Source organism: Rhodoferax bucti (assembly GCF_005876985.1).
Lineage (GTDB): Bacteria > Pseudomonadota > Gammaproteobacteria > Burkholderiales > Burkholderiaceae_C > Allorhodoferax > Allorhodoferax bucti.
Genome location: NZ_VAHD01000003.1, coordinates 19,533 through 41,411, shown reverse-complemented (window position 1 = coordinate 41,411; position 21,879 = coordinate 19,533). Strand labels below are relative to the sequence as shown.

Below are 21,879 nucleotides of genomic sequence, written 5' to 3'. Positions count from 1 at the left end.
CCTTCAAGAAAAATGCGGTGCGCATTGCGCATTGCGCATTGCGCACCGCACACCAACACGCCATCAGCCAGCCGTAGCTTCCTCGGGCTTGGACTTGCCCTCTTTCTTGGGCAGGGGCTGAATGTCGAGAAGCACTTCGTCTTTCTCATCCAGATCCACCGTCAAGCGACCTCCATCCACCAAGCGACCAAACAGCAACTCATCAGCCAAGGCACGGCGAATTGTGTCTTGAATCAGGCGCTGCATGGGGCGCGCGCCCATCAAGGGATCGAAACCCTTCTTGCCCAAATGCTTGCGCAACTTGTCGGTGAAGGTGACATCCACCTTCTTCTCAGCCAGCTGGGTTTCCAGTTGCAGCAAAAACTTGTCGACCACGCGCAAGATCACCACCTCATCCAGCGCCTTGAAGCCCACGATGGCATCCAAGCGGTTGCGGAACTCGGGAGTGAAGAAGCGCTTGATGTCCATCATTTCATCGCCCGCTTCACGCGGGTTGGTGAAGCCGATGGTGGCCTTGTTCATAGTCTCGGCACCCGCGTTGGTGGTCATGATGATGATCACGTTACGGAAATCCGCTTTGCGGCCATTGTTGTCCGTCAGCGAGCCGTGGTCCATCACCTGCAACAGCACGTTGAAGATGTCAGGATGGGCTTTTTCGATCTCATCCAACAAGAGCACCGCGTGCGGCTTCTTGGTGATGGCCTCGGTCAGCAAACCGCCTTGGTCAAAGCCTACATAGCCGGGAGGCGCACCGATCAAACGGCTCACGGCATGGCGCTCCATGTATTCGCTCATGTCGAAGCGAATGAGGTCAATACCCATGATGTAAGCCAGCTGCTTGGCTGCTTCTGTTTTACCCACGCCCGTGGGGCCGCTGAACAGGAAAGAGCCAATCGGCTTGTCGCCCTTGCCCAAGCCCGACCGGGCCATCTTGACCGCGGAGGCCAACACGTCCAGTGCCTTGTCTTGACCAAACACCACACTCTTGAGGTCGCGCTCCAGAGTCTTGAGTTTGCTGCGATCGTCGTTGGACACATTCGCGGGGGGAATACGAGCGATTTTCGCCACAATTTCTTCCACCTCGGTCTTGCTAATGGTCTTCTTGCGCTTGCTCGGCGCCAGGATACGCTGAGCCGCACCGGCCTCGTCGATCACGTCGATCGCCTTGTCAGGCAAGTGGCGGTCGTTGATGTATTTGGCACTCAACTCTGCAGCGGCCTGCAATGCGGCCACGGCGTACTTGACGTTGTGGTGCTCTTCAAAGCGGGATTTGAGTCCCTTGAGAATTTCCACCGTCTGGTCGATGGTGGGCTCTACCACGTCGACCTTCTGGAAGCGACGGGAGAGCGCTGCGTCTTTCTCAAAAATGCCGCGGTATTCGGTGAAGGTGGTAGCGCCAATGCACTTGAGTTGACCGGAGCTGAGGCTGGGCTTCAAAAGGTTGGACGCATCCAGAGTGCCGCCAGAGGCTGCACCGGCGCCAATCAAGGTGTGAATTTCGTCAATAAACAAAACCGCATTGGGCTTTTCTTTCAAAGACTTCAACACTGCCTTGAGGCGTTGCTCAAAATCGCCGCGGTATTTGGTGCCCGCGAGCAAGGCGCCCATGTCCAATGAATACACCACCGAGTCGGCCAAGATTTCGGGCACATCGTTTTGCGAGATGCGCCATGCCAAGCCCTCGGCAATGGCCGTTTTGCCCACACCGGCCTCACCCACCAACAGGGGGTTGTTTTTACGGCGGCGGCACAGAATCTGGATCACCCGCTCGACCTCGTAGTCTCGGCCGATCAGCGGATCGATCTTGCCGTCTTTGGCCATCTGGTTCAGGTTTTGGGTGTACTGCTCCAAGGGCGAGGCTTTTTCGCTCTTCTCACTTACGCCCTCTTCACTTTCTTGCGGGCTCTCGCTGGCCTTGCTGGCCTCGGGCGGGTCGGACTTTTTGATGCCGTGGGCGATGAAGTTCACCACGTCCAAGCGGGTCACGCCCTGCTGGTGGAGGTAGTACACCGCATGGGAGTCTTTCTCGCCAAAAATGGCTACCAGCACATTGGCGCCAGTGACTTCTTTTTTGCCACTGCCGGTGCTTTGCACATGCATGATGGCCCGCTGAATCACGCGCTGAAAGCCAAGCGTGGGCTGGGTGTCCACCTCATCAGTACCCGCGACTTGTGGCGTGTTGTCTTTGATGAAATTGGTGAGCGATTTGCGTAAATCGTCAATATTTGCGGCACAGGCGCGCAGCACTTCTGCGGCGCTGGGGTTGTCCAAAAGGGCCAACAACAAGTGCTCTACGGTGATGAATTCATGGCGCTGCTGGCGGGCTTCCACGAACGCCATGTGCAGGCTGACTTCCAGTTCTTGGGCAATCATATGAATTCCTTTTTTGCCTTGGTGTTGATTAACTGTAATCCGATTTAGGGACCGTCTGCGCGAACTTCTCGCTTTCCCCTACAGATCTACGGGCTCGCTGATGCATTTCAATGGGTGGCCTGCCTTGTGCGCGGCATCAAGCACCTGATCGACCTTGGTGGCAGCAATATCTTTGGGGTACACACCACACGCGCCACGCCCATCCAGATGGATTTTCAGCATGATTTGGGTAGCGGCCTCCAGGTCTTTGCCGAAAAACTCCTGAATGACCACCACCACAAACTCCATGGGGGTGTAGTCATCGTTAAGCATGACCACCTGGTACATCGACGGGGGTTGCACCCGCTGCGACAGGCGTTCGAGAACAACAGTGGCGTCGTCACCGCCCGCGGGGGGCGGTTTGACGGCCGGTGGTTTGGGGATGTTAGTTGCCATGAAATGATTCTATCGGGCGACTCACATCGCTGCAGGGTACAGCGGACTTGGCGCCGCTTTCTGGGATTTCAATGCCCTTGCCATAAAAAAACCGTACCCGGCGGCGCCTGGGTACGGTTTGCATCTTGAGGCACACGAGGTGCCGTGCTCACATGTTGTCGATCATGACTTGGCCGAAACCGGAGCAGCTAACTTGCTTGGCGCCGTCCATGAGACGAGCAAAGTCATAGGTCACTTTTTTACTCAGGATGGATTTTTCCAGCGAGCGAATGATGAGGTCTGCCGCCTCTTTCCAGCCCATGTGGCGCAGCATCATTTCGGCAGACAAGATTTCGGAACCGGGGTTCACATAGTCTTTGCCGGCGTATTTGGGCGCAGTGCCGTGGGTGGCTTCGAACATGGCCACGGTATCGGACAGGTTGGCTCCCGGCGCAATGCCGATGCCCCCCACTTGGGCAGCCAGCGCATCGGAGATGTAGTCACCATTGAGGTTCAGGGTGGCAACCACGCTGTACTCCACCGGGCGCAGCAGAATTTGCTGCAAAAAGGCGTCGGCAATGCTGTCTTTGATGATGATGTCGCGTCCGGTGTGTGGGTTTTTGAAACGGCACCAGGGGCCACCGTCAATCAACTGCGCGCCGAATTCGTTTTGCGCCACCGCGTAAGCCCAGTCACGGAAGCTGCCTTCAGTGAACTTCATGATGTTGCCCTTGTGCACGATGGTCACATTGGGCTTGTCGTTGTCGATGGCGTATTGGATGGCCTTGCGCACCAAGCGCTCGGTGCCTTCCCGAGAAACGGGTTTGATGCCCAGGCCGGACGTCTCCGGGAAGCGGATTTTGTGGATGCCGAAATCGTCTTGCAAGAATTTGATCAGGCGCTGGGCTTTGTCGGAGCCGGCTTCGAACTCGATGCCGGCGTAGATGTCTTCCGAGTTTTCGCGAAAGACCACCATATTGGTTTTTTCAGGCTCTTTGAGCGGGCTGGGCACGCCCTTGAAATATTGGATGGGGCGCAGGCAGACATACAAATCCAGCTCCTGCCGCAAGGCCACGTTCAAGGAGCGGATGCCACCACCCACGGGGGTTGTTAACGGCCCCTTGATGGAGACCAGATAGTCACGCACCACATCCAGGGTTTCCTGGGGCAGCCACACATCGGGGCCATAGACGCGGGTGGATTTTTCACCCGCATAAATTTCCATCCAATGGATCTTGCGCTGGCCACCGTAGGCTTTTTCTACGGCTGCGTCGACCACCTTGAGCATCACCGGCGTGATGTCTACGCCGATACCGTCTCCCTCGATGAAAGGGATGATGGGCTGATCAGGCACATTCAAGGTCTTGTCGGGGTTAGCGGTGATTTTCTGGCCTTGTGCAGGCACCTGGATGTGCTGGTACATAAAAACGGGACTCCGGTTTCCTTGGGTCAATGCCGAACGATTCTAGTTGTAAAGTCTAGGCACTCCGCGTTGCGCAGCAGTGCAAACCGCGCCCCTGTTGGCCTCCTACCCTCCTCGCCCATGAAACGATTGAACACCCTTCTTGCTTCCGCCCTGTGTGCCTTGTCATTTGCGGCTGCGGCACAAGACTCCCCGCAAATGAACCTACCCCGCGTGACCTTGGGGGCCGGCATGTACCAGATTGATGCGCAAGTGGCCCAGACACCCGACCAGCGCAGCACGGGGCTGATGTACCGCAAAGACATGCCCCAGCACGAGGGCATGTTGTTCGTCTTCGAGCAGCCTTCAGGCTTGTGCTTCTGGATGAAGAACACCGTACTCCCCCTGACTGCCGCCTTTGTGGCTGACGATGGCACCATCGTGAACTTGGCCGACATGAAACCCCAAACCACCGACTCTCACTGTGCAGCCAAGCCGGTACGCTTTGTGCTGGAAATGAACCAGGGCTGGTTTGCCAAGCGGGGCATGAAAGCCGGCAGCAAATTAAGCGGATCGCCCTTTAGCGCCCATTGAGCTTGCGCAAGCAGCTATAAAAAAAGGAGCGAAGACAAAGTCTGCACTCCTTTTTTGATGAAAACGGCAAGCAGACTGCTTGCCGTTTTTTTATGCTGCGACGGACGCCAGCACGGCGTTCAGGGTGGCGCTGGGGCGCATCACCTGGTCCAGCTTGGCGGGGTCAGGCAAGTAGTAGCCACCAATGTCGGCAGGCTGGCCTTGCACTGCGGCCAACTCGGCAACGATGACTTGCTCCTTGGCGGTCAACTCTTTGGCCAAGGGAGCAAACAGCGCGGCCAACGCCGTGTCTTCAGTTTGCGCAGCCAACTCTTGCGCCCAGTACAAGGACAGGTAGAACTGGCTGCCACGGTTGTCCAACTGACCTGTCTTGGGAGACGGGTTCTTGTTGTTGTCGAGTAGTTTGCCAGTAGCAGCATCCAGCGTTTTGGACAAAATTTTGGCCTTGCTGTTGCCAGTTTTCAGACCCAGGTCTTCCAACGACACGGCCAACGCCAGGAACTCGCCCAGCGAATCCCAGCGCAGGTGGTTTTCTTCCACCAGTTGCTGCACGTGCTTGGGGGCCGAGCCGCCGGCGCCGGTTTCGTACATGCCGCCGCCGGCCATCAAAGGCACGATGGACAACATCTTGGCGGAGGTGCCCAGCTCCATGATGGGGAACAGGTCAGTCAGGTAGTCGCGCAGGATGTTACCGGTGGCGCTGATGGTGTCCAGGCCACGGATCACGCGCTCCAGGGTGTAACGCATGGCACGCACTTGGCTCATGATCTGGATGTCCAGACCCGTGGTGTCGTGCTCGTGCAGGTACATCTTGACCTTGGTGATCAGCTGGGCTTCGTGCGGACGGTAAGAGTCCAACCAGAACACCACAGGCATGCCAGAGTTGCGGGCACGGTTGACGGCCAGTTTGACCCAGTCGCGAATCGCAGCGTCCTTCACCTGGCACATGCGCCAGATGTCGCCGGCTTCCACGTTCTGGCTCAGCAGCACTTCGCCGGTAGCCAGGTCGGTGATGTTGGCCACGCCGTCTTCCGCGATTTCAAAGGTCTTGTCGTGCGAGCCGTATTCTTCGGCCTGCTGCGCCATCAAGCCCACGTTGGGCACGGTGCCCATGGTCTTGGGGTCAAACGCGCCGTGCCATTTGCAGAAATTGATGATTTCCTGGTAGATACGGGCGAAGGTCGATTCGGGCATCACAGCCTTGACGTCCTTCAGACGGCCATTGGCGTCCCACATCTTGCCGCCGTTGCGGATCATGGCGGGCATGGAGGCGTCCACGATGATGTCGTTGGGCGAGTGGAAGTTGGTGATGCCCTTGGCAGAGTCCACCATGGCCAGCTCGGGGCGGTGCTCGTGGCACGCGTGCAGGTCGCGCTTGATTTCGTCTTGCTTGCTTTGTGGCAGTGTGGCAATCTTGCCGTACAGGTCGGCCATGCCGTTGTTCACGTTCACGCCAAGTTCCTTGAACAGGGCGCCGTGTTTCTCGAACGCTTCCTTGTAGAAAATCTTGACGCAGTGGCCGAACACGATGGGGTGGGACACCTTCATCATTGTGGCCTTCACGTGCAGGGAGAACATCACGCCTGTCTTGCGAGCGTCTTCAATTTCTTTTTCGTAGAACTCGAGCAAGGCTTTTTTGCTCATGAACATGCTGTCAATCACTTCGCGGTCCAGCAACGACACCTTGGGCTTGAGCACAATGGTCTGGCCGCTCTTGGTGATGAGCTCCATCTTCACGTCGCGAGCGCGGTCCAGCGTCAGCGACTTTTCGCCATGGTAGAAGTCGCCATGATGCATGTGGGACACGTGGGAGCGCGATGCCTGGCTCCACTCGGCCATGCTGTGGGGGTTCTTGCGAGCGTATTCCTTAACGGCCTTGGGCGCGCGGCGGTCAGAGTTGCCTTCACGCAGCACGGGGTTCACCGCGCTGCCAGTGCACTTGGCGTAGCGGGCGCGGATGGCTTTTTCTTCATCCGTTTTGGGGGACTCGGGGTAGTCCGGCAGTGCGTAGCCTTTGCTTTGCAGCTCTTTGATGCAGGCTTGCAGCTGGCCTACGGAAGCGCTGATGTTGGGCAGCTTGATGATGTTGGCATCGGCTTGCAGGGTTTTCTTGCCCAACTCGGCCAGGGTGTTGGGGACTTTTTGATCGTCCTTCAAGAAATCCGAGAACTCGCCCAGCACACGGGCTGCGACAGAAATATCAGACTCCACCACATTGATGCCGGCGGGCGCGGTGAAAGAACGGATCAGGGGCAGAAAGGAAGCAGTGGCCAGACGGGGGGCTTCGTCGGTCAGCGTGTAGATGATGGTCGGTTGCTGGGTGCTCATCTCTTATCTCCAAAAAATGATGTGTTATCGCCGCCAGAAGGTTTCGCAACAGACAGCAGGCGGCGGATAGTGCGTGATTGTGCTTTCAGTGGTCTGACCGGAATTGCAATTTTTGCAATGCATTACCGCAATGCGAAATTTGAATCCACTTCAAGGAAATTTTTTTAGTGTGCACTGCAGCACAAACGTAAAAAAGGCCCGGAGGTTGCCCTCCGAGCCCGTTTTTGGCGCGTGCGCGTTTCAGCCGAAGTTTTTGGCTGCGAAGTCCCAGTTCACCAACTTATCGAGGAAGGTCTCCACGAACTTGGGGCGCATGTTGCGGTAGTCGATGTAGTAAGCGTGTTCCCACACGTCCACGGTCAACAATGCGGTGTCTGCAGTGGTCAGGGGGGTGCCGGCAGCGCCCGTGTTGACGATGTCCACAGAGCCGTCCGCCTTCTTGACCAACCAAGTCCAGCCAGAGCCAAAGTTGCCAACGGCAGACTTCACAAAGGCTTCTTTGAACGCTGCGTAAGAACCCCACTTGGCGTTGATAGCTGCTGCCAACGCGCCGGTGGGTTCGCCGCCGCCTTGGGGCTTCATGCAGTTCCAGAAGAAAGTGTGGTTCCAGATTTGGGCTGCATTGTTGTAGATGCCGCCGCTGGACTTTTTGATGATTTCTTCCAGGCTCAGGTTCTCGAACTCGGTGCCTTTTTGCAGGTTGTTCAGGTTCACCACGTACGCGTTGTGGTGCTTGCCGTGGTGGAACTCCAGGGTCTCTTGGGAGTAAGCAGGTGCCAAGGCATCAATCGCGTAGGGCAGCGGGGGCAGGGTATGTTCCATGAATTCCTCGTGGTGAGTGGTTGAAAACAAAGCGGATTGTAGAAACTAATTGCGATGCACCGCTTGCACCGAAAGATCAACCGTACCGTCTGACAGGGTTGCTTGCAGCGCCTGCCCGGCCTGCACATCGTGCGCGCTCGTGAGCGCTGTGCCATTGGCGTCGGACAGCCACGCATACCCGCGCTGGAGCACCAGGGACGGGTCCAGCAGCCCCAAGCGCAACTCCGCGCGCTGCAAGCGATCCGCCTGCACCGCCAGACTGCGTTGAACCAGGCCCGGCCATTGGCTCGCACGGGTCTGCCGGGCCACGCCCAAGGCTTGCAGCTGCATTTTTGCAGCGCCCTGCAGCTGGTGCGACAAGGCCTGCAAGCGCAAGGTGTGCCCGGCCATCAGGCTCGATGGCCGGCCCGCGCGGGCGCCCACCCGGTCCAGGCGCTGCGCTTCTGTATCCAGCAGGCGCCAGGCGGCGGACGACAAGCGGTCTTGCAGCACCTGCGCCGCACCGAGGCAGACGGCTGCAGGGGTGGCGACCAGCTCGGCGGCAGCCGTCGGCGTCGGAGCCCGTACATCGGCCACGAAATCGGCAATCGTGAAGTCGGTTTCATGCCCTACCCCGCTCACCACCGGCACCGGACTGCGGCTGATGGCCAAGGCCAACTGCTCGTCATTGAAAGCCCATAAGTCTTCCAACGAACCACCACCACGCACCAGGAGAATCACGTCAAGCGGGGTTCCGGCACCGTCGATATCGTTTGCACGGCTTGTCAATTGCGCTAGCGCTGCGACCAGCTCGGCAGGAGCGCCCGCCCCTTGCACAGAGGCTGGCGCCAACACCACGGGTATGTGAGGCACCCTGCGCCGCAATGCGGTGGCCACATCATGCAAGGCAGCGGCGCCCAGCGAAGTCACCAGCCCGATACTGCGGGGCATGAGCGGCAGCTCGCGCTTGCGGGCGGGATCGAATAAGCCCTGGGCCTCCAGCCGCGCTTTCAGCCGCAAGAATTCCTCAAACAAACTGCCCTGCCCTTGCCGCCGCATGCCCTCCACGATCAGCTGCAAATCGCCGCGCGGGCCGTAAATATCCAGGCGGCCGGAGACTTCAACCAGCTCTCCGTCGCGCGGCGCAAAGTCGAGCCCCACCGCAGCGCGCTTGAACATGGCGCAGCGAATTTGCGCGTCCTGGTCTTTGAGCGAGAAATAGCAGTGTCCGCTGGCGGCCCGGGAGAAGCCGGAAATTTCTCCACTCACCCGGACCGGGTTGAAGCGGGCATTCAAGGTGTCGGCCAGCGCGCGGCACAAAGCGTCTACCCGCCATACACGCGGGGTGGGGGTGGCGTTAGGGCTGTCCAGCATGCGCGGCACTCCCTGAAAACAAGGCTTGGGTCATAGGGCGCAGAGTATGCCTCGGGCAGCTCGCATGCCTGTGCGGGCGGCAAGCGCACTGCGCCATAATCCAGCAGCTTTTTAACTGTGCGGAGTACGCCTTTTGTTTTCCATCATTCAAGCCGCCGGCTGGCCGATCTGGCCCCTGATTGCCTGTTCCATTCTGGCTCTGGCCATTGTGATCGAGCGTTTCATCAGCCTGAAAACCGCCAAAGTGGCTCCGCCCAAGCTGCTCGAAGAGGTGCTGAGCGTGACCAAGACCTCCGTGCCTGCGCCGGATGTGGTGAGCCAATTGGAAAAGAATTCCGCTCTGGGTGAAGTGCTGGCCTCGGGCTTGCGCGCGCTCAACAAAGACCCCCACTGCAGCGAAGACGACCTGCGTGCCACCATGGAGGGCGTAGGCCGGGTGGTGGCCCAGCGCCTGGAGCACTACCTGAGCGCCCTGGCCACGATTGCGTCTGCCGCGCCACTGATGGGCTTGTTCGGCACGGTGGTGGGCATGATTGAAATTTTCGGCTCCCAGGCGCCCGGTGGATCCACCGGTGGCAACCCGGCGCAGCTGGCACACGGAATTTCGATTGCGCTGTACAACACGGCTTTCGGGCTGGTGGTGGCGATTCCGTCCTTGATTTTCTGGCGCTATTTCCGCGGCCGGGTGGATGCCTACTTGCTAACGCTGGAACTGGCTTCCGAGCATCTGGTGCGCCACCTCAAGGCCTTGCGCAAATAAGGCTGGCCATGAACTTCCGCCAACGCCGCCACGAAGAGCCGGAAATCAACCTGATTCCGTTCATTGATGTGCTGCTGGTGGTGCTCATCTTTTTGATGTTGTCCACCACCTACAGCAAGTTCACCGAGCTGCAGCTCAAGTTGCCGGTGGCCGATGCCGATGCCCAGCGGGACTACCCCAAGGAGCTGATCGTGTCCGTCAGCGCAGAGGGCGCCTACAGCATCAACAAACAGCTTCTGGCAGGCCGCAGTACCGAGAGCCTGTCGATCGCGCTTACCGAAAACGCCAAAGCCGGCAAAGACACCGTGATCATCATCAGCGCAGACGCCAGCGCGCGCCACCAGGCGGTGGTCACTGTGATGGAAGCCGCCCGCCGCGCCGGTTTGAACCAGATCACCTTCGCCACCCAGTCCTCCGGCACGGCCGGCAAGTAAGCCATGAGCCCTCGTGTGCAGTCTGCCCTGACGAGCGCATGGGTGGAGCGCGGCCTGCTCAGCCACACGCTGCTGCCGGTGGCGTGGCTCTATGGCGCACTCACAGCATTGCACCGCGCCACCTACCGGCTGGGCTTGGCCAAGAGCCACTCCGTGGCGGTGCCGGTGATTGTGGTGGGCAATGTGATCGCCGGTGGTGCCGGTAAAACACCCACTGTGCTGGGCATCGTGGAGCACCTGCGAGCACAGGGGGCGCGGCCCGGCATCGTGTCGCGCGGATTCGGCGGGCAGCATGTGGCGCCTGTAGAAGTTACCCCTGCCAGCGAAGCCCGCGTCGTCGGCGATGAGCCCTTGCTATTGCAACGGGCTTCGGGGGTACCAGTGGTGGTGGGGCGGGACCGCGTGGCCGCGTGCCACGGGCTGCTGGAGCGACACCCCGAGCTGACCCACATTGTGTGTGACGACGGCATGCAACACTACCGCCTGCACCGCGATGTGGAAGTGTGCGTGTTTGACTCGCGGGGTTTGGGCAACCAGCGCCTGCTGCCCGCGGGCATGCTGCGCCAGCACTGGCCGGTGGCGGATGTAGCTGCGGCGGGCCAATCCGCCCGGCAGCGCCTGGTGCTGCGCACGGGCCCTTGCGACCTGCCCGGCTTTAGCGCAACACGAACGCTCGCCCCCCATGCGGTCAACGGCCATGGAGAAATGCAGCCGCTGTCTGCACTGGCCCACAGCGGGCGCCCTTTGCTGGCTCTGGCCGGCATTGCGCAACCTGAGAACTTTTTTGCCATGTTGCGCGCGGCCGGGGTGCCGCTTGAGCGCACGCTGGCCCTGCCGGATCACTATGATTTTGATAGCTACTCCCGCACAGAACACGAGCGCTACACCCTGATTTGCACCGGAAAAGACGCCACCAAACTCTGGCGGGTCGAGCCGGAGGCCTGGTGCGCACCCTTGATACAAACCTTGCCTCCAGACTTTCTCTCCGCCCTGGATGCCGCGCTGCACCGCGCATCTCCCCCACTATCATCCCCCCATGGACACACGACTCATTGAACTCTTGGTTTGCCCCGTTACCAAAGGGCCTTTGGAATTTGACCGCGACAAGCAGGAGCTGATTTCGCGCAGCGCCCGGCTGGCCTACCCGGTGCGCGATGGCATTCCGGTATTGCTGGAAAACGAAGCCCGCGTGCTCACCGATGCTGAGTTGGACGCTGCGGCATGAGCTTTACCGTGCTGATTCCGGCCCGACTGGCCTCTACCCGGCTGCCGAACAAACCGCTGGTGGACATCGGTGGCCTGCCCATGGTGGTGCGGGTGGCCAAACGGGTGACGGCCGGCATGCAAGGCCCCGTTCGCGTGGTGGTGGCGGCCGACGATGCGTCCATCGTCGAGGCGTGCCAAGCCCACCAGATTGAATGCCTGCTCACCCGCACCGACCATCCCTCCGGCAGTGACCGCCTGGCAGAAGCTTGTGCGCTTCTGGGCTTGGCGGACGAAGACATTGTGGTGAACGTGCAGGGCGATGAACCTCTCATCGACACCGGCTTGGTGCAAGCCGTGGCCGACCTGCTGGCCCAGCATCCGCAGGCCGCCATGGGTACCGCAGCCCATGCGATTCACGACGTGGCGGAGTTCCGCAACCCGAATGTCGTGAAAGTGGTGACAGACGCCGCGGGCATGGCGCTGTACTTCAGCCGCGCACCGATCGCCTGGTGGCGGGATGGTTTTGCCGAGGGTGTGAACAGCCTGCCAACGCCTGCGCCTTTGCGCCACGTCGGCATTTACTCGTATCGCGTTGGCTTTTTGCGGCAATTCCCTCAGTTGCCGCAAGCACCGGTAGAGGTGACCGAGGCCCTGGAGCAGTTGCGCGCCTTGTGGCACGGCCACCGGATTGCGGTGCACATCAGCCCCGATGCGCCCGGCCCCGGTGTGGACACGCCCGAAGATTTGGCCAAAGTCCGTGCCCTGGTGGGCCGCGCCTGAGGCCAAGAGCAGGTGCGTCTGTAAGTTAGCAGGCGGTGAGGGCGTGATATTCTCTAGCGCTACATGCCCGTCATAAGAAGCGCTCGCTCGAAGCGCTCACGGAGACGCGCCGGCTTTCCTTTCAATTTGAGGTATTCATGAGACTGATTCTGTTGGGCGCACCAGGCGCTGGCAAAGGCACGCAAGCCACTTTCATCTGCCAAAAGTATGGGATTCCACAAATCTCTACCGGCGACATGCTGCGTGCAGCCGTCAAGGCGGGCACGCCTCTGGGCTTGCAGGCACAGGCCGTGATGGCGTCCGGTGGTTTGGTCAGCGATGAACTCATCATCAACCTGGTGAAAGAGCGCCTGACCCAAGCCGATTGCGCCAACGGCTTCCTGTTTGACGGTTTTCCACGCACCATTCCCCAGGCAGATGCCATGAAGGCTGCCGGCGTGGCTCTGGACTACGTGGTGGAGATTGATGTGCCTTTTGAAGCCATCATCGAACGCATGAGCGGCCGCCGCTCACACCCGGCTTCCGGCCGAACCTACCACGTCAAATTCAACCCGCCCAAGGTCGAAGGCGTGGATGACGTGACCGGCGAACCCTTGATCCAGCGCGATGACGACAAGGAAGAAACGGTCAAGAAACGCCTGGAGGTGTACAGCGCCCAAACCCGTCCGTTGGTGGAGTACTACTCCCAATGGGCGAGCCAAGAGCCCGCCAGTGCCCCCCGCTACCGCGCCATCAGCGGTATGGGTGATGTGAATGACATCACTGCCCGCGTGTTTGAAGCCTTGTCCCGCTAAGCGCCCCTCTGCGCAATGAAAAGCCGCTGAAATCCAGCGGCTTTTTTTATGCCGCGAGCTCCAGCATCAAGCGCACCCGCGCCTTCACGGCCGATAGCCCGGGGTAATGGGCGAATGGCGACTCTCCAATTGCCGAGCGCACCACACCGCCCAATGCGCAACGGCTGGCCAGCACCACGCGCACGCCCTGCTCCACCGCCTTGAGCAGAGACTGTTGCATGGCGTCGTTCACGGTACCGTTGCCCGTGCCGGCCACCACGATGCCCTGCACTTGTGAACCGTTTGCCTGCGCTTCGAGCAAGGCCTCCACCACGTAAGCCCCTGCACTCGCGTAGTTCATCACCATGTCCACGCGCGGCGCCTGCAACCAACGTGGGGCCGCCACGGCAATATGCTCAGCACCGGCTGGCGGCAATGCATGGCACCAGCGAACCTGCCCCTCTTCCACCCATCCCAGAGGGCCGGCATCGCCGGAGTCAAAGGCATCGACCCGGTAGCTACAGCGCTTTTGCACGTGGGTCGCCGCGTGCACCGCGCCCGCGCAGACCACCATCACGCCGTGGCTGGCAGGATGCAGGGCGACAGAGATAGCATCCAACACGTTCTGAGGGCCATCAGGCGTCAAGGCCGTCGCAGGCCGCATGGCGCAGGTGAGCACCACCGGCTTGCGCAGTGCCTTCGCGGTCAACGCCAAATGCAGAAGGTAGGCGGTTTCCTCCAGGGTGTCCGTGCCATGGGTGACCAGCACGGCGGCTACGTCGGCATCCGCCAGATGCGCTTCACAGCGCTGCACCAACTGGCCCCACACCGCCCAATCCATATCTTTGCTGTCGATTTGGGCAACCTGCTCCGCAACAAGTTGTGTGCCCTGCAAACGCTCTTGGATACCCGGAATAGACGCCAGCAAATCCGCCACACCGACTTCACCCGCTTTGTAGCCCACGTTGTCGCTGCCGCTTTGTGCGCGGCCCGCAATAGTGCCCCCTGTTCCCAGAACTACAACTTTTTTCATGCGCCTTGCCCTCTTGCTTGCAAAAAATAAAAAACTGGCTGAAAATACAGTTACTGGATAAGAAAACAGTGTGTATGGACACACAGCCTTCTGTCCAAAAAAGGAGTCAGTATGCTCGAAAGCCCGAAACTCACTGCCCGCCAGCAGCAAATTTTTGATTTGATTCAAAGCGCTATTGCACGCACGGGCGCACCGCCCACCCGCGCAGAAATCGCGAGTGAACTCGGCTTTAAGTCTGCCAATGCGGCAGAAGAGCATTTGCAGGCCTTGGCCCGCAAAGGAGTGATTGAGCTGGTCAGCGGCACCTCCCGTGGCATTCGCCTCAAAAGTGATGCACTACGGTCCATCCAGGAGTCGCGACTCAAGCACTTCTCGCTGCCGTTGCCGGGCATGGCACAGCTCGCTTTGCCCTTGATCGGCCGCGTGGCAGCAGGCTCGCCCATCCTGGCCCAAGAGCACGTAGACCAAACCTACTATGTAGAAAACAGCCTCTTCCAGCGCCAGCCGGACTATCTGCTCAAAGTCCGCGGCATGTCTATGCGGGATGCGGGCATCATGGATGGCGACTTGCTGGCCGTGCAGGCGACCAAGGATGCCAAAAACGGCCAAATCATTGTGGCCCGCTTGGGTGAAGAAGTGACCGTCAAGCGCTTTCGCCGCAACAAGCACCTGATTGAGCTGCACCCGGAAAACCCGGATTACCAAACCATTGTGGTCGAGCCCGGTGAGCCTTTCGAAATCGAAGGTCTGGCAGTGGGCCTGATTCGTAACACCATGATGATGTAAACCGGAGCACGCCATGACCATCACCACCTACCTCTTGAGCAAGCTGGATTTCAGTGCCCCCAAACGCTGGTTGGCAGGCAAATCCGCAGCCCCGTTGGCACAGTACCCCTCACGCACAAAACACGAATCAACGCGCCTTGGAAATGCTATGTTTTCCATAGCACCTCCCGCAGATTCGGCGAGTGCTACAGCCCGAAAGTTGCCTGTATCCAAGCCACTGAGGGTAGTGCGCGTGGTGGAGCAGGGTCAGGCGCGTCACCATGTAGGACGCATGGTCATCTCCGGCAGCATGGCGGATGTTTGTGCGGAACTGGACCGGCTCGCAGCCTTCGAACCAGCCTGACCTGTTGATGGCGCACTGACAACGGGTGCTTTGTGCAAGGCACAATGGCGCCTATGAACATAGTGATCCTCGACGACTACCAGGACGCGGTCCGCAAGCTGCAATGCGCCTCTAAACTGGACGCCTACCAGGCCAAGGTGTACACCAACACGGTCAAGGGAATCGGGCAACTCTCCGTTCGCCTGAAAGATGCCGATGTCATCGTACTGGTCCGCGAACGCACGCAAATCACACGCGCACTGATTGAAAAGCTGCCACGTCTGAAGCTGATCGCACAAACTGGCCGGGTGGGCTCCCATTTGGATGTGCAGGCCTGTACCGAGCGAGGAATCGCCGTTGCAGAAGGTGTGGGTTCCCCGATTGCACCTGCAGAATTAACGTGGGCACTCATCATGGCCGCTATGCGCCGGTTGCCCCAGTACATCGGCAACCTCAAGCATGGTGCGTGGCAGCAGTCCGGGCTCAAAGCGGGCTCCATGCCGGCGAATTTCGGTCTGGGCAGTGTGCTGCGGGGCAAAACCCTTGGCATTTGGGGCTACGGCCGTATCGGTCAAATTGTGGCCGGATACGGCAAGGCCTTCGGCATGCAAGTGGTGGTCTGGGGAAGCGAATCGTCGCGCGCCAAGGCCGTGGCGGACGGTTATGAAGCTGCAGCGGACCGGGAGAGCTTTTTCTCCAGCAGCGATGTACTCAGCCTGCATTTGCGACTTGCGGATGCCACCAAACATCTGGTCACTGCCGCAGACCTCGCCTGCATGAAGAGCACCGCCTTGCTGGTGAACACATCCAGAGCCGAACTCATTGAGCCGGATGCCTTGATTGGCGGTTTGAACCGATGCCACCCGGGCATGGCCGCCATCGATGTTTTTGAGGCGGAACCTATCATGCAAGGCCATGCCTTGCTGCGGCTGGAAAACTGTATTTGCACCCCCCACATCGGCTATGTGGAGCAGGACAGCTATGAGATGTATTTCGGCGCAGCGTTTGACAACGTGATCAATTACATCAAAGGTACGCCGTCCAACATCATCAACCCCGGCGCGCTACAGGTACGGCGCTGACTGAGCCCGCTTGCGGCGCTGCACCTTTTAACCGGGGTGCTTGTCTTTGGTTGCGCTGAACGTGAGCCCGGATGGATCAAAGTCGATCAGGTTATCCACGGAAGCGGGAACCGGCGGCTCAGGCAGGTCGAGAGAAATATCCAGCTCGAAATCGACTTCGGCAGGCGCGGAGGTGCTCACGGGCAAGGAAACATCCAGAGGACTCGGGCCGGTATGGAAGGCAGGCGCCACGGGCGCCACCGGCCTGCTGGCGCTGAAAGAGACCGGCGCACCGTCCAATGCCTCAACCAGGCGCGTAGCCACGCCGTGTAGCAGCAATAGCTCTTTGAATGCTTCCAGCTCGAACAGCATCGTGGCTGCCGCATTGGCATTGCGCACCAAGCAACCCTCAATGAAATGCAGGGCTTCGCGGGACGGCCACAGCTTGCTCAGGTGTGCGCACAGCTCCGGGTAGACCTCCAAGCCTTCGCTGGGCTTGGAGAAGTCTTTGTACTCCGCGACCTGGCCCGTAAAGATGGCATTGAACTCGGCACGGTAGCTATCGAACTCATCCTTGCGGCTCAAGGTATGCAGAATTCTCAACAGGTCGAGGTAGACCAACGGATTGGCCTCCGTCGCATCAGCAATATGCCCCTGCAGCAGCGAAAGAGCGTCGTCGTATTGCCCCAGCGTAACGAAGAACTCCGCCTGCTGCCGGATGTCCAGCATTTCCTGGGTGTTCATAGACCGCAAACTGCCCGACATGCTGTGTGAAAACTCACGCAACTCCATCGTGCGAGATGGGAGCGCCACGCTCGCCGGCACGGGCGTGTTTCGCACCTGCTTCGTTTGGCTGGCCGCCGCACCCACTGCCGACACGGGCTCCAGATGCAGGTCGATATCAACATCGGCCAAAGGCTGCTGCACGAGCGTAGCCATCGCACCACCAGTGGAAGATACCGGAGGCGCTGTAGCAATAGAGAGGTCGATATCCGGAACGTCTGCATGCACCGCATCGGCCAACTCTGGTGACAGTGCTGACTCAGCATCCGGCTGCCACCAAGCGGAATTGCTGCTGCCCGACTGCTGCCGACGGATCAACCACACACCACCGGCAAGAAGCAACAGAATCGCTCCGCCCAAGCCCCAGACCACGGAATTGCTATATCGCTCGCGGCCCGACTGCTCCAGAGCCCCCTTGAGGGCTTGCATTTGTTGCTGATTGGACTTGCTGATGCTGCTCAGCTCGCGGACTGTGGCCTCCAGCCCTTGCAAACGCGCAGCATCCCGCATCACATCTTCAGGCGTAAGGTTCAAGGCGCGCCATAGCGCAATGGCTTCGCCACGCTTTTGATTGTCTTCGGTCGGGGTAGACAGCAGCTCCGGCGTGCTCTGGAGCGCAGGATCACGCTCTACCGACAAATCCAGTGGTGCTAGCTTGAGGCGGGACTTAGATGACGCGCCACTTTTGCTTGACGAAGCAGTGCGATTAGAAGCAAACGTTGGCTTCTCGGGCAGTTCGCGCTCCCGCTTGCGTTTGGCATCTGGCGCACGGTTATCGGCAGCCCCACCCACCACAGACGCTGCATTTTTACCGCCGGCATCCACCACCGGTTTGCCGGTTGCAGGCACGGAGGTAACCGGTGAGGCAAGCACCGACGGGAGAGCCGGCGTGGCAGAAACGCTATCCGTGGCTACATCGGCCAAGAGCACATAGCGACGAGACGCTTTGGCGGAGCAAGTGGATCGCAGGTAGACCGTGACCACAGGCTCATCAACAGGCAGCCGGCTACTGATTCGCACAGACCACGTCTGTCCGGCGGTGGCCGTATCGGCACTCACCGTGACCCGGCTACCGTCTACCCTGCTTTCGCCGTAGAACACGTCCGCCTCAAAGCACACATCACTCACATCTTCATCTGCATTTGCAGACACTGCGATGGAAACATTCAAAGGCTGGGCCACGATGGCCGCCCCACGCGCGCGACCCAAAGTGAGTGCATGACTGCCGACAGAGAAAGCCAGCAAAGCTGCCGCTATTGCGCAAGAAGTGAGTCTGAAAGCAGGGTTCATTGTTACAAATGATTCTCGCATAAGTCCAAGCATGCTTCGTGCCGGTACCCACAAGACACACAGGGGACAGCTCCGAGCGCATGCCCGGGTCTCCGGGGTGACAATTCTCCCAGAAGCCCTTTGTTTTCAGTCACCCAAAAGACAGACCATGGACGAACCCATTCTTACCATCGACGAACGATCTGCCATCAACGCTGGCCGGTGGTTTTCAACCCTTTCGCCCTCCCTGAAACACGACATTCTCCGATGTGCCTACGTCAAGCGATACAAAGACGGCGACCTGATCGCAGCGCGCGGCGAGCCGCCGGAGGAGTGGATTGCCTGCGCCAAAGGAGCCGTGCGGGTGAGCTCCACCTCCATCTCAGGCAAGCAAATTACCTTGACCTACGTGGAGCCGGGAATCTGGTTTGGCGATGTGGCCATTTTCGATGGGGATCGCCGCACCCACGATGCGTATGCCCACGGGGACAGCACCGTGCTGTGCGTGGCCAAAGCCGATTTCAAAAAAATCCTCGCTACCCATGTGGAGTTGTACGAAGCCATGTTGCGCTTGCATGCGCGGCGTATCCGCCAGCTTTACGGATTGGTAGAAGACTTGAACACCCTGCCCCTGCGAGCCCGCCTGGCCAAACAACTACTGCACTTGGTGCGCAGCTACGGCATCCCCTCGCTGAGCAACGGCAACGAGGTGCGCATCGGCCTGCAGCTCGCCCAAGAGGAATTGGCACAGTTGCTGGGCGCGTCTCGGCAGCGGGTCAACCAGGAACTCAAAGCCATGGAGCGGGAGGAAACGATTCGCATCGAACCCGGCGGCCTGGTCATCCGGGACCGCGCAGCACTGATGCGGGTGATCGAGTCCGAAAACTGAACCCCGCCCCTTCAACCCCTTACCCCCCCTTCATCGCATGAGTGAATTCGATCATTTCGTCGGCACGCGCAGTGTGAGCGCCCAACACATGCTGAATCTGGAAGCCCTGGACCTCTGGCTACAGAAGCATCTGCCCGGCTACGAAGGTCCTTTGAGCTTGGAGATGTTCAAAGGTGGGCAATCCAACCCCACCTACAAACTGAACACGCCCCGGTGCAGCTATGTGATGCGCACCAAGCCGGGGCCGGTTGCCAAATTGCTGCCCTCCGCGCATGCGATCGAGCGGGAATACGCGGTCATGCAGGGCTTGGCGGAAAGCGAAGTGCCGGTGCCGGCCATGCTCTGCCTGTGCGAGGACGAAAGCGTCATTGGCCGCGCGTTTTATGTCATGGAGTACAAACAAGGCCGGGTGCTGTGGGACCAGTCACTGCCGGGCATGACGCCTGCGGAGCGGCGCAACATCTACCTGGAAATGAACCGGGTGATTGCAGCGCTGCACACCGTGCGCTTTGCAGACAAAGGCTTGGCGGGCTACGGCAAGCCAGGCAACTATTTTGAGCGGCAGATCAGCCGCTGGAGCAAGCAGTACACCGCATCTGTGACCGAAGCGATTCCGGAAATGGACCAGCTCATGGCCTGGCTGCCCGCAAATATTCCGGCCATGGCGCGAGACGACTCCATGGTGAGCATCGTCCACGGGGATTACCGGCTGGATAACCTGATGTTTGCAGCCGATGCGCCCCGCATCACTGCGGTGCTTGATTGGGAGCTATCCACCCTAGGTCATCCGCTGGCGGACTTCAGCTACCACTGCATGGCGTGGCACATCCCACCGGGGGCGTTTCGCGGTATTGGCGGCCTGGATCATGCAGCCTTGGGCATCCCCTCGGAGCAAGAGTACATCCAGCTCTACTGCAAGCGCACGGGCCTGGCAACGCCCGAACAACTGCGGGCCGACTGGAACTTTTATATGGCCTACAACATGTTCCGCATCGCCGCCATCTTGCAAGGCATTGCAAAGCGGGTGGAAGCCGGCACCGCTTCGAGTGCGCAAGCGGTCAGCTCTGCAGCAGGCGCCCGCCCTCTCGCCCAACTGGCATGGAGCTTTGCCAACAAGGCTTGAACGGCCACCCTTATTGCTTGAATCAACGGAGACACCATGGACTTTGACTATTCCCCCAAAACCAAAGAACTGCAGGCCCGCCTGCTCAAGTTCATGGACGAGCACGTCTACCCGGCCGAGAGCGCTTACCACGCAGAGATTGCCGCCAACACGCAAGCCGGTAAACGCTGGACACCCCTGCAAACCATTGAAAACCTGAAACCCAAAGCGCAGGCCGCCGGGCTGTGGAACTTGTTTCTTCCCGTGGACAGCGCAGAGGCTGCCGGCTTTCATGGCGCAGGGCTGACCAACCAGGAATACGCGCCACTGGCAGAAATCATGGGGCGGGTCATGTGGTCCAGCGAGGTGTTCAACTGCTCAGCACCCGATACCGGAAATATGGAAACCATTGCCCGCTACGGCTCTGAAGAGAGCAAACAACGCTGGCTCAAGCCCCTGATGGCCGGAAAGATCCGCTCTGCCTTTGCCATGACCGAGCCAGCTGTGGCATCCAGCGATGCCACCAATATTGAGACACGCATTGAACGCCAGGGCGACGAATACGTGATCAACGGCCGCAAATGGTGGATTTCAGGTGCCGGGGACCCACGCTGTGCGATCTACATCACCATGGGCAAAACTGACCCGGAAGCGCCCCGCCACTCGCAGCAAAGCATGGTGCTGGTTCCGGCAGACACACCGGGCATCACCATCGTGCGCCCATTGAATGTGTTCGGCTACGACGATGCGCCCCACGGCCACATGGAAATGACGTTTGAAAACGTCCGCGTTCCCATCAACAACATTTTGCTGGGTGAAGGGCGTGGCTTCGAAATTGCACAAGGCCGCCTGGGCCCCGGCCGCATTCACCATTGCATGCGCTTGATTGGGTTGGCCGAGCGCGCGCTAGAGCTGATGTGCAAGCGTGCATCCAGCCGGGTGGCATTCGGCAAGCCCGTCTCTGCACAAACCGTAACCCAGGAACGGATTGCCGAGGCACGTTGCAAGATCGACATGGCCCGGCTGCTAACGCTCAAGGCCGCCTGGATGATGGATATTGCCGGCAACAAATTTGCCAAGAACGAGATTGCCATGATCAAAGTGGTGGCACCCAACATGGCCTGCGAAGTCATCGACTGGGCCATTCAGGCCCACGGTGGTGGGGGCATGTGCGACGACTTTCCCTTGGCCTACGCCTACACCTGCGCGCGCACGCTGCGCTTTGCTGACGGACCGGATGAAGTGCACCGCAACGCGATTGCCAAACTGGAGCTCGGCAAATATGCGCTGAACCCCAAGCCGGTAGAAATGCCCATTACCCGGGGTTGCTAACGCAAAAAGGAGTTCTTCCGGCTAAGGAGAACTCCTTTTTTGATAGCAGCACCCGCACGCATA

Annotated in this window: 21 protein-coding genes; 13 read left to right on the top strand and 8 right to left on the bottom strand. The window is 59.6% G+C overall.

The genetic code is table 11. The features are described from left to right. Positions 1–63 precede the first annotated feature (63 nt). The 3 genes from clpA to icd all read right to left on the bottom strand — a co-directional run bounded on the left by clpA (position 64) and on the right by icd (position 4,210). On the bottom strand, positions 64–2,373 hold the full coding sequence (gene clpA, locus FDM28_RS11240) for an ATP-dependent Clp protease ATP-binding subunit ClpA (protein WP_138515282.1): 2,310 nt from the start codon (positions 2,371–2,373) through the stop codon (positions 64–66). A 78-nt stretch (positions 2,374–2,451) separates the two neighbouring features. Beyond that, entirely contained in the window at positions 2,452–2,808 is a 357-nt protein-coding gene (clpS, locus tag FDM28_RS11235; protein WP_138515281.1) for an ATP-dependent Clp protease adapter ClpS, read from the bottom strand. 148 nt (positions 2,809–2,956) lie between these two features. Beyond that, a complete protein-coding gene (gene icd / locus FDM28_RS11230; protein ID WP_138515280.1) occupies positions 2,957–4,210 on the bottom strand; it encodes an NADP-dependent isocitrate dehydrogenase in 1,254 nt (417 codons plus the stop codon). Between the two features lie 120 nt (positions 4,211–4,330). Here icd and FDM28_RS11225 point away from each other — a divergent pair, with 120 nt between their 5' ends. Beyond that, complete coding sequence (locus FDM28_RS11225) at positions 4,331–4,783, top strand: DUF192 domain-containing protein (RefSeq protein ID WP_138515279.1); 453 nt, start codon at positions 4,331–4,333, stop codon at positions 4,781–4,783. A gap of 90 nt (positions 4,784–4,873) precedes the next feature. On the opposite strand, the gene FDM28_RS11220 is transcribed toward FDM28_RS11225, so the two are convergent. The 3 genes from FDM28_RS11220 to xseA form a co-directional block, all read right to left on the bottom strand. Next, positions 4,874–7,111 carry an NADP-dependent isocitrate dehydrogenase gene (locus tag FDM28_RS11220; protein ID WP_138515278.1) on the bottom strand — a complete coding sequence of 746 codons (2,238 nt, stop codon included), beginning with the start codon at positions 7,109–7,111 and terminating at the stop codon, positions 4,874–4,876. Between the two features lie 240 nt (positions 7,112–7,351). Beyond that, positions 7,352–7,933: a superoxide dismutase gene (locus FDM28_RS11215; protein WP_138515277.1), complete on the bottom strand. Its 582-nt coding sequence runs from the start codon at positions 7,931–7,933 to the stop codon at positions 7,352–7,354. 45 nt (positions 7,934–7,978) lie between these two features. Next, positions 7,979–9,286: an exodeoxyribonuclease VII large subunit gene (xseA, locus tag FDM28_RS11210; protein WP_138515276.1), complete on the bottom strand. Its 1,308-nt coding sequence runs from the start codon at positions 9,284–9,286 to the stop codon at positions 7,979–7,981. Between the two features lie 133 nt (positions 9,287–9,419). Here xseA and FDM28_RS11205 point away from each other — a divergent pair, with 133 nt between their 5' ends. From FDM28_RS11205 to adk, 6 genes are all read left to right on the top strand, one after another. After that, the gene (locus FDM28_RS11205) at positions 9,420–10,046 is read left to right on the top strand and encodes a MotA/TolQ/ExbB proton channel family protein (protein WP_138515275.1); all 627 of its coding nucleotides are present in this window, start codon (positions 9,420–9,422) and stop codon (positions 10,044–10,046) included. 8 nt (positions 10,047–10,054) lie between these two features. Continuing rightward, positions 10,055–10,480 (top strand): ExbD/TolR family protein, encoded by a 426-nt coding sequence (locus FDM28_RS11200; protein WP_138515274.1) that lies wholly within the window; start codon positions 10,055–10,057, stop codon positions 10,478–10,480. Positions 10,481–10,483: 3 nt separating this feature from the next. Beyond that, complete coding sequence (gene lpxK / locus FDM28_RS11195) at positions 10,484–11,536, top strand: tetraacyldisaccharide 4'-kinase (RefSeq protein ID WP_138515273.1); 1,053 nt, start codon at positions 10,484–10,486, stop codon at positions 11,534–11,536. Continuing rightward, positions 11,517–11,705: a Trm112 family protein gene (locus tag FDM28_RS11190; protein ID WP_138515272.1), complete on the top strand. Its 189-nt coding sequence runs from the start codon at positions 11,517–11,519 to the stop codon at positions 11,703–11,705. The genes lpxK and FDM28_RS11190 overlap by 20 nt, the downstream gene beginning before the upstream one ends. After that, complete coding sequence (gene kdsB, locus FDM28_RS11185; protein ID WP_138515271.1) at positions 11,702–12,466, top strand: 3-deoxy-manno-octulosonate cytidylyltransferase; 765 nt, start codon at positions 11,702–11,704, stop codon at positions 12,464–12,466. The genes FDM28_RS11190 and kdsB overlap by 4 nt, the downstream gene beginning before the upstream one ends. Positions 12,467–12,603: 137 nt before the next feature. Further along, complete coding sequence (gene adk / locus FDM28_RS11180; protein WP_138515270.1) at positions 12,604–13,260, top strand: adenylate kinase; 657 nt, start codon at positions 12,604–12,606, stop codon at positions 13,258–13,260. Between the two features lie 46 nt (positions 13,261–13,306). Here the strand turns inward: adk and FDM28_RS11175 are convergent, their stop codons facing one another. Beyond that, positions 13,307–14,272, bottom strand: coding sequence for an asparaginase (locus FDM28_RS11175; protein ID WP_138515269.1), 966 nt, complete (start codon positions 14,270–14,272; stop codon positions 13,307–13,309). Between the two features lie 111 nt (positions 14,273–14,383). Here FDM28_RS11175 and lexA point away from each other — a divergent pair, with 111 nt between their 5' ends. The 3 genes from lexA to FDM28_RS11160 are packed head-to-tail and all read left to right on the top strand — an operon-like array spanning position 14,384 to position 16,462. Then, complete coding sequence (gene lexA / locus FDM28_RS11170; RefSeq protein WP_138515268.1) at positions 14,384–15,058, top strand: transcriptional repressor LexA; 675 nt, start codon at positions 14,384–14,386, stop codon at positions 15,056–15,058. Between the two features lie 13 nt (positions 15,059–15,071). Continuing rightward, positions 15,072–15,401: a hypothetical protein gene (locus FDM28_RS11165; protein ID WP_138515267.1), complete on the top strand. Its 330-nt coding sequence runs from the start codon at positions 15,072–15,074 to the stop codon at positions 15,399–15,401. A gap of 53 nt (positions 15,402–15,454) precedes the next feature. Next, the gene (locus tag FDM28_RS11160; protein WP_138515266.1) at positions 15,455–16,462 is read left to right on the top strand and encodes a D-2-hydroxyacid dehydrogenase family protein; all 1,008 of its coding nucleotides are present in this window, start codon (positions 15,455–15,457) and stop codon (positions 16,460–16,462) included. A 27-nt stretch (positions 16,463–16,489) separates the two neighbouring features. Here the strand turns inward: FDM28_RS11160 and FDM28_RS11155 are convergent, their stop codons facing one another. Beyond that, positions 16,490–18,469: a type IV pilus assembly protein FimV gene (locus tag FDM28_RS11155; protein ID WP_170211723.1), complete on the bottom strand. Its 1,980-nt coding sequence runs from the start codon at positions 18,467–18,469 to the stop codon at positions 16,490–16,492. A gap of 193 nt (positions 18,470–18,662) precedes the next feature. On the opposite strand from FDM28_RS11155, the gene FDM28_RS11150 reads away from it, so the two are divergent. The 3 genes from FDM28_RS11150 to FDM28_RS11140 are packed head-to-tail and all read left to right on the top strand — an operon-like array spanning position 18,663 to position 21,816. Further along, on the top strand, positions 18,663–19,382 hold the full coding sequence (locus FDM28_RS11150) for a Crp/Fnr family transcriptional regulator (RefSeq protein ID WP_138515264.1): 720 nt from the start codon (positions 18,663–18,665) through the stop codon (positions 19,380–19,382). Between the two features lie 37 nt (positions 19,383–19,419). Continuing rightward, positions 19,420–20,505 carry a phosphotransferase family protein gene (locus FDM28_RS11145; protein ID WP_138515263.1) on the top strand — a complete coding sequence of 362 codons (1,086 nt, stop codon included), beginning with the start codon at positions 19,420–19,422 and terminating at the stop codon, positions 20,503–20,505. Between the two features lie 36 nt (positions 20,506–20,541). Beyond that, positions 20,542–21,816, top strand: a complete 1,275-nt coding sequence (locus FDM28_RS11140; RefSeq protein ID WP_138515262.1) for an acyl-CoA dehydrogenase family protein — start codon at positions 20,542–20,544, stop codon at positions 21,814–21,816. Positions 21,817–21,879 lie beyond the last annotated feature (63 nt).

Excerpts from the sequence above, each read along its gene's own strand:
- clpA (WP_138515282.1), bottom strand. The coding sequence starts at position 2,373 with ATGATTGCCCAAGAACTGGAAGTCAGCCTGCACATGGCGTTCGTGGAA.
- clpS (WP_138515281.1), bottom strand. The coding sequence starts at position 2,808 with ATGGCAACTAACATCCCCAAACCACCGGCCGTCAAACCGCCCCCCGCG.
- icd (WP_138515280.1), bottom strand. The coding sequence starts at position 4,210 with ATGTACCAGCACATCCAGGTGCCTGCACAAGGCCAGAAAATCACCGCT.
- FDM28_RS11225 (WP_138515279.1), top strand. The coding sequence starts at position 4,331 with ATGAAACGATTGAACACCCTTCTTGCTTCCGCCCTGTGTGCCTTGTCA.
- FDM28_RS11220 (WP_138515278.1), bottom strand. The coding sequence starts at position 7,111 with ATGAGCACCCAGCAACCGACCATCATCTACACGCTGACCGACGAAGCC.
- FDM28_RS11215 (WP_138515277.1), bottom strand. The coding sequence starts at position 7,933 with ATGGAACATACCCTGCCCCCGCTGCCCTACGCGATTGATGCCTTGGCA.
- xseA (WP_138515276.1), bottom strand. The coding sequence starts at position 9,286 with ATGCTGGACAGCCCTAACGCCACCCCCACCCCGCGTGTATGGCGGGTA.
- FDM28_RS11200 (WP_138515274.1), top strand. The coding sequence starts at position 10,055 with ATGAACTTCCGCCAACGCCGCCACGAAGAGCCGGAAATCAACCTGATT.
- lpxK (WP_138515273.1), top strand. The coding sequence starts at position 10,484 with ATGAGCCCTCGTGTGCAGTCTGCCCTGACGAGCGCATGGGTGGAGCGC.
- FDM28_RS11190 (WP_138515272.1), top strand. The coding sequence starts at position 11,517 with ATGGACACACGACTCATTGAACTCTTGGTTTGCCCCGTTACCAAAGGG.
- kdsB (WP_138515271.1), top strand. The coding sequence starts at position 11,702 with ATGAGCTTTACCGTGCTGATTCCGGCCCGACTGGCCTCTACCCGGCTG.
- adk (WP_138515270.1), top strand. The coding sequence starts at position 12,604 with ATGAGACTGATTCTGTTGGGCGCACCAGGCGCTGGCAAAGGCACGCAA.
- FDM28_RS11175 (WP_138515269.1), bottom strand. The coding sequence starts at position 14,272 with ATGAAAAAAGTTGTAGTTCTGGGAACAGGGGGCACTATTGCGGGCCGC.
- lexA (WP_138515268.1), top strand. The coding sequence starts at position 14,384 with ATGCTCGAAAGCCCGAAACTCACTGCCCGCCAGCAGCAAATTTTTGAT.
- FDM28_RS11165 (WP_138515267.1), top strand. The coding sequence starts at position 15,072 with ATGACCATCACCACCTACCTCTTGAGCAAGCTGGATTTCAGTGCCCCC.
- FDM28_RS11160 (WP_138515266.1), top strand. The coding sequence starts at position 15,455 with ATGAACATAGTGATCCTCGACGACTACCAGGACGCGGTCCGCAAGCTG.
- FDM28_RS11150 (WP_138515264.1), top strand. The coding sequence starts at position 18,663 with ATGGACGAACCCATTCTTACCATCGACGAACGATCTGCCATCAACGCT.
- FDM28_RS11145 (WP_138515263.1), top strand. The coding sequence starts at position 19,420 with ATGAGTGAATTCGATCATTTCGTCGGCACGCGCAGTGTGAGCGCCCAA.
- FDM28_RS11140 (WP_138515262.1), top strand. The coding sequence starts at position 20,542 with ATGGACTTTGACTATTCCCCCAAAACCAAAGAACTGCAGGCCCGCCTG.